Origin of the sequence: Sphingomonas sp. 66-10, assembly GCF_001897045.1 — a bacterium.
GTDB classification, from domain to species: domain Bacteria; phylum Pseudomonadota; class Alphaproteobacteria; order Sphingomonadales; family Sphingomonadaceae; genus Sphingomonas; species Sphingomonas lycopersici.
Genome location: NZ_MKRR01000053.1, coordinates 6,728 through 11,374 on the forward strand (window position 1 = coordinate 6,728; position 4,647 = coordinate 11,374).

4 protein-coding genes are annotated in these 4,647 nt (G+C 62.8%); 3 read left to right on the forward strand and 1 reads right to left on the reverse strand.

What is annotated here, in order from left to right:
- Positions 1-48 precede the first annotated feature (48 nt).
- The 3 genes from rlxS (at position 49) to BGN95_RS05785 (ending at position 2,696) form a co-directional block, all read left to right on the forward strand.
- Positions 49-1,905, forward strand: a complete 1,857-nt coding sequence (gene rlxS / locus BGN95_RS05775) for a relaxase/mobilization nuclease RlxS (protein WP_286771931.1) — start codon at positions 49-51, stop codon at positions 1,903-1,905.
- Positions 1,906-2,023: 118 nt separating this feature from the next.
- Positions 2,024-2,443 carry a YlcI/YnfO family protein gene (locus BGN95_RS05780; RefSeq protein ID WP_286771928.1) on the forward strand — a complete coding sequence of 140 codons (420 nt, stop codon included), beginning with the start codon at positions 2,024-2,026 and terminating at the stop codon, positions 2,441-2,443.
- Between the two features lie 52 nt (positions 2,444-2,495).
- Positions 2,496-2,696, forward strand: coding sequence for a helix-turn-helix transcriptional regulator (locus tag BGN95_RS05785; RefSeq protein ID WP_286771929.1), 201 nt, complete (start codon positions 2,496-2,498; stop codon positions 2,694-2,696).
- A gap of 239 nt (positions 2,697-2,935) precedes the next feature.
- Here the strand turns inward: BGN95_RS05785 and BGN95_RS05790 are convergent, their stop codons facing one another.
- The gene (locus tag BGN95_RS05790) at positions 2,936-4,546 is read right to left on the reverse strand and encodes an RNA-directed DNA polymerase (protein ID WP_286771930.1); all 1,611 of its coding nucleotides are present in this window, start codon (positions 4,544-4,546) and stop codon (positions 2,936-2,938) included.
- Positions 4,547-4,647: the final 101 nt, after the last annotated feature.

Sequence of the window (4,647 nt, forward strand, 5' to 3'; positions counted from 1 at the left end):
CCGCTGCGTCACCAGTTGCGCATCGCCGGTAATCGCGCCGGCAGGAAGTTGGGTGGGGGTGGCGAGCGGCGCTTCACCGGTGTCCGGATCGGGCGCGGAGCAGGGGTTGGCCGCGTGCTGTCGACCCGCGATCGTTCGCCCGGCTTTCGCGCACGTCGGGTCATCGTCAAGGCTCGCATCGTCAAACTTGGTGGCAAGGGGATGGGCGCGGCCCGCGCGCACCTGCGCTATCTTCAGCGTGATGGCGTCACCCGCGAGGGTGAGCGCGGCGCACTCTACGGCACCGATCACGATATCGCCGACGGGCGCGCGTTCCACGAACGCCAGGCCGGCGATCGCCATCAGTTCCGTTTCATCGTCTCACCCGAAGATGGCGCAGCCTATGACGATCTGAAGTCGCTCACCCGCCGGCTGATGATGCAGATCGAGCATGACCTTGGCACGAAGCTCGACTGGGTGGCGGTCGATCACTTCAACACCGGCCATCCCCACACCCACATCATCGTCCGGGGGAAAGACGAACGCGGCAAGGATCTCGTCATTGCCCGCGATTATCTCAGCCATGGGTTGCGCGAGCGCGCCGCCGAACTGGTCAACCTCGACCTTGGCCCACGTACCGATGCCGAGATCGACGCGGCCTGCCGCAATGAGATCGACCAGCATCGCTTCACTGGCATCGACCGCCGCCTGCTCCGCTCGATCGATGAAGATGGACTCGTGCGCGCCGTGCATCGCGATCCAGCCGAGCAGTCGCTGCGCGCCGGGCGGCTGCGCGCACTGGCGCAGCTTGGCCTTGCGAGTGAGGAGCGACCCGGCAGTTGGACGCTCGACAGCAATCTCGAACCGATCCTGTGCCGGATGGGTGAGCAGGGCGATATCATCCGCACGATGCAGCGCGCGATGAGCGACGGGCATCTCGCCCGTTCACCCGCCGACTATGCGATCCATGATCCGCGTGAGGGCGATGCACCGCCCCTCGTCGGCCGGGTGGTCGAGCGCGGCATCGCTGACGAACATGCCGACCGCCATTATCTGATCGTCGATGCGACCGACGGCCGGCTCCATTATGTCGGGATCGGATCAGACGCTGAGGCTATTCCCGACAATGGCATCGTCCGCATCACCGGGCGGCCGGTCGCCGCGCGCGGGGTCGATCGCACCGTGGCTGCGGTCGCCGCCGCCAATGACGGGCGATATGATGTCGACGCGCACCTCCGGCATGACCCCACGGCAACAGCGGCCTTCGCCGAGCGCCATCTTCGCCGGCTTGAGGCGATCCGGCGCGCGACCGGGGGCGTAACCCGCGAACCCGATGGCACCTGGGTCATCGCCCCCGATCATCTCGAACGCGCCGAAGCCTATGAGCGCAGTGTTGCCGACCGGAGCCCGGTGATCATCGATACGCTGTCCAGCAAACCGCTTGAGCAGCTTATTGGTCATGATGGCGCGACCTGGCTTGATCGCGAACTGACCAGCGACCAGCCCACGGAATTGCAGCGCGGGTTCGGTGCCGAGGTGCGCAAAGCGCTCGATGCCCGCGTCCGCTGGCTTGCCGCGCAACAGCTCATCACGATCGAAGGTGGCGCGGCCCGGTTCGACACGGGGCTCACCGACGCGCTGGAGCAACGCGAGCTGCGGCGGACCGCGGCGCAGCTGAGTGGCGAGCTTGGCTTGAAATTCGCGGAGTCCAAATCCGGTGACCGGATCGAGGGCAAGGTGACGCGGGCGCTGGAGATCGGCGAAAAGCGCTACGCATTGATCGAGAAAACGCGCGAGTTCACGCTTGTGCCGTGGCGCCCGGTTCTCGAGCGCGCGATCGGCAAGCAGGTATCGGGGATAGCGCGCGGCGATTCGACCGACTGGCAGATCGGACGCTCGCGCGGGCTTTCGATCGGTAGTATCTGAAATCTGGCGCTCTGTGTCGCTCCGCTGCGTCGCGGCGCGTCTCAACCGTAATTTTTCGAGCCCCCGTATCGTGGGATGATCCCGGCCTATCGATCATCAGGCAACGGGCGTCAGCTCCATGAACACGCGCAGGATCCGGCATCAGTTCTATCTTCCCGATGATCTGTCGCGCCGGCTCGACATGCTGGCCGCGGCGCCGGGCGCTTCGAAAACCGCGATCCTCACCGATGCCCTCAAGGACTGGCTCGATCGCAAAGCAGGGAACGAACTCGATCAGCGGTTCGGTCCCCGTCTTGATCGGCAGAGCCGGATATCCGCCCGGATCGAGCGCAAGCTCGATGCGGTTACTGAGCTGGTTGGTGTGTTCGTGCAGCACCAGCTGACGTTGGTGGCTCATCAGCCGACGTTTGACGAGCCGACCGCGCTGAGTGGCCGTCAGCGCTATGCGGCGCTGCTCGATCTGGTCGAGCAACGGATTGCAAAGGGCGGGGTGATCGCACGCCTCATGCCGCCGTCCGGCGAAGACGCGAAGCGATGAGCGTGCCGATGTCGCCCCCATTTTTAACGCAAACCAGCGCCAGGAGGACAACATGATCGACGGACCAGGCCGCATCCTTCGTCTCCCCGCCGTAGTCGACCGTACCGGACTCAGCCGATCGACCATCTACCGAAAAATGGACGAGGGGACCTTCCCGAGGAATATTCGCATCGCGGGGCGCTGCAGCGGGTGGCGTGAGGCCGCCATCGACGAATGGGTGCGCGCGCCGATGCTCTATCGCGCTCATGAATGAAAGTCGCGAAGGCTGTTCCTACAGCCCTTCGCCAGTGAAAGGTCGCGGCGGAAATGGACATTCCCGGCGGGTGGGAATTGCGGCTTGATATGAGCGGGAGGAGCTTGGTCGGCCGATGGCGATCCTGCTGCTTTGCGCCTCATCTCGGCCGTTCGTCTGGCCCGAAACTGATCCCGAAAGCCGACATTCGCTCACGTCGGCACGGTCGTCATATCGACAGACAGACTGGCTGCTGATTTTCAGAGACCTGTACAAACGGGGCGCTGCGGCTCGGACAGTAACTTCGACAATTGACCGTGATTGTCCCGCAACCATGCCGTGTAGGTCGCAGCGAATGGTGTGGCGAGCTGGTCCACGGCGCTCGCCAGCCAGTTCTTATACTCGTCGAGCGGCAGACACATGGCGGACATGAGCGCGGCCGGCTTGTCCCATTCACTCAGTGATCCAAGCTGGGTCTTGAGGGCACGAAAGAAGGGGCGATCGGCCGCTATGCCACGAAGGAAGAACTGGGCGCGGCGCTCGATGATGCTCCTGCCGAAATCGTATCCGTTCCAGTCGCGTAGCAAGACCGGCAGCGTCCCATCGACAAAAAGATTGAGCAGCCAGGCTCGGACATAGGCGAGGTCCGCGAACGGGGGCAGGGCCAATAGCTCAAGCACCCGCTTCTTGACCGCATCGGCTGCGAAGTCGGCCTGTTTGGACGCGGCGTTGAGCACTAGGCAGAATTCCCGCGGGACATAGTAGAGGAGGTCAGCGTGTTTCTCGATGAGGTTCATCGCATCGATGTCGGGGAGAAACCGCAGGGCACGCAGGATTCCCTTGAACACAGAGAGATCGATCTCCTTCTTGTCCCCGATCGTATCCAGCCGTTGCTGCAGGATCGACGAGGTCAGGAACGGGTTAGAGATTGCATCGTCGTCAATCGGCTCGTCGTCATCGCCATAGCTAAGCGAGATGAAGGCCTGCATCTTCTCCAGTTCGACTGAGGTGAAGACGTCCTGCAGCCGCGCCTTCGAGCCCTTTTCGATGTCCTGAACGCTCGTCAGCTTCGTCTTGGTGACGTTGAGCGACAGTCCCTCGGTCACCATCAGATGCTCAGCGATCCGACAGAGAATCGAATGAGCTTCCATGCCCGGCGGCACAGCGATCCGAAAGTCATCGACGTAGCGGGTGAACTTCACCCCCATATTCTTGAGCAGCATGTCGGTGTCGTGCAGTAGGCATTCCGCCAGCAGCCGAGACGCGGCGGTGCCCACCGGAAGCCCGTAGGATTGCCGCGCCCGGGACGTCTTGATCACCTTCTTGATCAGTTCTGCGGGGCCTTTCGGGCATCCGGCGTCCTGCAGGACATTCTCGATGCGGTGGAAATAAATACGCTGATAGAAATCAGAGATGTCGGTGGCGATAGCGGGTCGATCCTCGGCGAACGGATTATCCGGCCCGCCAAAGTCCGACAGATGCGCGAGCCATTGATGGTAGCCGCGCGCTCCCTCGAAGATTCGGATCGTCTCGCCTTCGATATAGCGGTACGCGAACGCCTCATTGTCGTCTTTGGGAAGGCGCACGGCTTCGAGATGGGGCGCGCAGTCAAGCAACGCCGCCAGATAAATCACATTGTCCGACGCCGTGAGCTGATGGGCAATGCGAAAACCCAGCCAGGATTTCGGAGTGAGTGTTTCGACCGGTCCAGTCGGCGCGTACTGGCCAATGTTGAGCTTTTCGCAGTCCTTCGCGATCGCGCCGGGGCGCTCGAGAAAGCAACGCATCTCGGGTAGCCGCGGGAAAAGGTCGGTGTCACCGAGCGCACCGAGATGATTGATCGCGCGCCGCACGCTGGCTTCACTGATCATCCGACACACTCCCCCGCAATCTAGAGCTATTCAGGCAGAATTCGGCAGACGGATTGGTGCATCGGTCAGATCTGCTCATTGCTCGCCCTCCTGTTCAGGCC

Excerpts from the sequence above, each read along its gene's own strand:
- BGN95_RS05780 (WP_286771928.1), top strand. The coding sequence starts at position 2,024 with ATGAACACGCGCAGGATCCGGCATCAGTTCTATCTTCCCGATGATCTG.
- BGN95_RS05790 (WP_286771930.1), bottom strand. The coding sequence starts at position 4,546 with ATGATCAGTGAAGCCAGCGTGCGGCGCGCGATCAATCATCTCGGTGCG.
- BGN95_RS05785 (WP_286771929.1), top strand. The coding sequence starts at position 2,496 with ATGATCGACGGACCAGGCCGCATCCTTCGTCTCCCCGCCGTAGTCGAC.